2 protein-coding genes and 1 pseudogene are annotated in these 3833 nt (G+C 70.4%); 1 reads left to right on the top strand and 2 read right to left on the bottom strand.

The window, feature by feature from the left end:
• On the top strand, positions 1-777 hold a 777-nt coding region (locus tag FV220_RS24340), incomplete at its 5' end, for a DUF2470 domain-containing protein (protein ID WP_147833511.1).
• A 125-nt stretch (positions 778-902) separates the two neighbouring features.
• Here the strand turns inward: FV220_RS24340 and FV220_RS24335 are convergent.
• Entirely contained in the window at positions 903-2288 is a 1386-nt protein-coding gene (locus FV220_RS24335) for a polysaccharide biosynthesis C-terminal domain-containing protein (protein WP_147833510.1), read from the bottom strand.
• Between the two features lie 172 nt (positions 2289-2460).
• Positions 2461-3833 (bottom strand): annotated as a pseudogene (locus tag FV220_RS24330) (lipopolysaccharide biosynthesis protein); the annotation flags it as partial.

Here is a 3833-nt window from a genome sequence, read left to right as displayed (position 1 = left end):
GGCGAGGCACCGCCGCAGCGGCGGGGTCCCGCCGCTCCGCTCCCGGCCTCGGAGGCCCCGTTCGATGCCATCGGCCTCGCCCGGCATCTCCTGCGCAGCATCCGCTCCGGGGCATTGGCCACCCTCGACGCCGAGGACGGGACGCCCTTCGCCTCGCTGGTGACGATCGCCACGGATGTGGACGGCACCCCCCTGATGCTGCTCTCGCGCCTTTCGGCGCATACGCGCAACCTCCTGGCCGATCCCCGCGCCTCGCTGCTGTTCAGCGCCGGCGGCAAGGGCGATCCCCTGGCCCATCCCCGCCTCACCGTCACCGGCCGGGTGAGCCAAACGACGGAGCCGCGCATCCGCGAGCGCTTCGTCGCCCGCCACCCGAAGGCGAAGCTCTACGCGGATTTCCCCGATTTCGGCTTCTTCGCCCTGGAACCCGGCGCCGGGCATCTCAACGGGGGCTTCGCCAAGGCGGCGACGCTGACCCCCGCCGAGCTCCGCCTCGACCTGTCGGGGGCCGAGACCCTGATCGCCGGCGAGCGCGGGGCGGTGGAGCACATGAATGCGGACCATGCCGACGCCCTCGCCCTCTACGCCAAGGGCGAGGGCGGCGGCGACGGACCCTGGCGCCTGACCGGCCTCGACCCGGAGGGCATGGACCTCCTGGCCGGCGACCGCACCGCGCGCATCCGCTATCCGGCGCCGGTCACCGACATGGGCGGCCTGCGCAAGGTCCTGGTCGAGATGGCCGCGAAGGCGCGCGAGGCCCCTGTAGCGAGCGAATGACGCCGCAGTCGCAACGACGTGGCGCCCGAGCGGATCGGCCGCGTCCGGCATCTCCCGTCGCCCGGGCCGGCCGCCTCACCGCGGCGGCCGCGGCTTCCTCGCGCGACGGCATGGCGGCGTCCGCCTCATCGGCCCAGGGCCGTCGCCCGGGAAAAATCCCCCGTGTCCCGATCATCGCCGACGGGTATCGGTTCCGGAGCCGGCATGGCCTCACCCGGATCGTCCGCGGAGCGGGCCGGGACGGCCTGGTCCCGCACCCGGCCGGAGGAGGCGTCGGCGGTGTCGGCAGCGATCATCCTGGTGAAGAGGAGGTGCAGCACGACGAGGCGGACGGCGTTGGCGAGGCAGAGGGCGATGCAGGCTCCGTTCAGGCCGAACCCGATGATGAGCGGGATGGCGATCGGGATCGTCGCCACGGCCCCGGCCGCGTTCACGATCAGGGCCTGCTTGGCTTGCGAGACGCCGTGGAAATAGGCGCACACGATGTCCGTCACGAACGCGGCGAGGGCCGCGATGGCGAGGAGCCGGACCGGGGTCGCGATGTCCACATAGGGAGAATGGGCACCGTAGATGAGGCCCAGCACCTCGTGGGGAAATGCCACGATGGCCGCCAGGAACACGATCACGATGGGCATCCCCGACAGGGCGAGGGGGTGGGTGGCGCGCCAAGCCTCCGCCTTTCCCCCGGCATGCGCCCGTGAGGAGACCTGAAGGATGACGTTGCCGAGCCCGATCATGAGCGGGTTGAGCAGGTTGACGATGTTGAAGCCGGCCTGGAGCAGCGCCGGCAGAGCGGCCCCGGACAGGGCGGCCAGGAACCAGAACAGGAACTGGACCCGCAGGGCGGCGCAGAGGTTGTTCGCCAGCGCCCATCCGCCGAGGCGCCAGAATTCCAGGGCGACGGCCCGGATGCGGGTCATCGCATGCCGGCGCAGGGAGAACCCAACCTGTATCCCCTGGAGGACGGCCGCCGCCGCCGATGTGACGGTCATGGCATAGAGGGCGGTCTCCAGGGTCAGGTCACCCCGGAGCGCGAGCCAGAGGGCGATCAGGATCTGCCCCATATAGCTGACGATCTCACCGGGGACGGCGGCTCCGAAGCGCAGTTCCACGAACAGGTAGCGCCGGAACGCCTCCTGCACCTGCCAGACGAAGAAGTAGACGAGCAGGGCCGCGATGAGGTCCGGCCGGCCGATGAGGAAGGCCGTGACGGCCAGGACGAGACCGGCCGGAACGCACAGGCCGACGAGCAGGATGAAGCTCACGCTCATCAGTTCGCCGATGCGGCCCCGGTCCGCGGGATCGGCCAGGACCGACATCGGATAGAACAGCACCGACGCCATGACGGTGTAGAGGATCATCAGGATCCCGAAGAGCAGCGCGAAGGCGCCGTATTCCTGCGGCGGCAACGTTCGCGCGAGGGCGATCGTGAACAGGAAGTTGCCGAGGCTCGCGACGCCTTGATCGATCAGGGGCCAGGCGATCCGTGCAGCCCGCACTCTAGCGAGCACCGGCCGGCTCCACCGCCGGCGGCGTCGGGCAGGCTACGGCCGCGCGGGACAGCGGCGCGCCGCCTCCGCCGACAGGCGTGAACACGATGATGATCGAAGCCATGATCGACATCCGCTGGATGGCCGCCGAGAAGAAGTCGTGCAGACAGGGAACGGGTCCGTCGGGCCGGTCCTATGAGGACAGCCTGGACGGCAGCAGGTCGCCGCGGGCGTGATGCGCCCCGGCTTCCTCGAAATGCCCCCGGTAATCGTTGTAGTGGGAGCATTGGTCGACCACGCGGAAGTCCTTGTGCTCCGTCAGATTGACATGCGTCAGGACCAGGCCGCGCAGGCGCACGGAATTGTCCTGCAGCCGCCGCAGGGCCGCCTGGACCGTCTCGCGCGGGGTCCGGTTCCAGGCAACGGCCAGGATCGTGACATCGGCGAGGCCGCCCATCGTCAGGACATCCACGGACAGCATCACGGGGGGAGCCTCGAAGAGGACGAGATCGAAGCTCTCCCGCGCCCGCTCGATGAAGCTCTCGAAGGCCGGTGTCAGGAAGAGGTCGTGCGAGTCGCCGTGTTCGGCCCGATGCAGCACGACGACCTTGCCGGGGTCGCTCCGCAGCGGGAAACCCGCCGGGTCGCCGAACACGACATCATCGAGGCTGGGCCGGTCGGTCTCCCCATGGAGGCGCGGCGTGCTGTCGATCACGAGGGTCCGGATGCCGCGCTGAGCCAGGAGGCTCGCCATCGCCATGCAGAGAAGCGATTTGCCCTCGCCGGGCACCGAGGACGTCACCATGACGACGCGGGGCTCGGCCAGGGCGCGGGCTCCGGTGAGCGCCGCGCTGACGAGGCGGATCGATTCGTCGAACATCCGGACCTCGGCGGCCGACGAACCGCCGGTGAGTTCCGGCACCATGCCGAGGCAGCGGTGAGAGGTTTCGTGCGCGATCTCGGCATCGGACCGGAAGCCGGTGTCGCGCCGGTCCATCATGACGGCGTAGCCGACCCCCACGCCGCCCGCCCCGAGGACGCCGAGGCAGATCAGCAGGAGCCGGTTCGGCCCCGACGGGACCGTCACGGGCTTGGCCACCATGACGATCTGCGTGGTCGATGATTTCATCCCGGTGAGCGCCAGCGCCTGGGCGTGGCCGTCGCTCAGGAGCTTGAGGCGCTCGCGGATGGCCACCGCGTTGGTCTGCAGGCTCTGCAGCTTGGCGTCCTGCCCCATCCCCTCGACGAGGTTCGCCTTCAGCACGTCGACCCTTTCGGCGAGGTTCGCCTCGTCGGCGGTGGCCGCCTTGACGTCGCTCTCGAGATTGCCGATCGCGCGCTTGATCTCCTCGCGAAGCCGCGATTGCGCGGCCTCGATATTGGCCTTGGCCTGGAGGTAGGCCGGATGACGCGGTCCGGTGGCGGCGACGTTGGCGAATTCCCGCGTGGCCGATTCCGCGCTCTCCAGCATCCTCTGGATCAGGGGCGCGCCGGAAAGGTCCTGCGCGGAGGGGGTGCCGCCGGCGGCGAAGACCTCCTGGGCCCGCGACAGGCGCGCCTCGGCGG

This window comes from Methylobacterium sp. WL19 (genome assembly GCF_008040005.1).
GTDB lineage: Bacteria > Pseudomonadota > Alphaproteobacteria > Rhizobiales > Beijerinckiaceae > Methylobacterium > Methylobacterium bullatum.
Note: the sequence above shows the minus strand (reverse complement) of the source record. Positions and strands in the feature narration are given on the sequence as shown.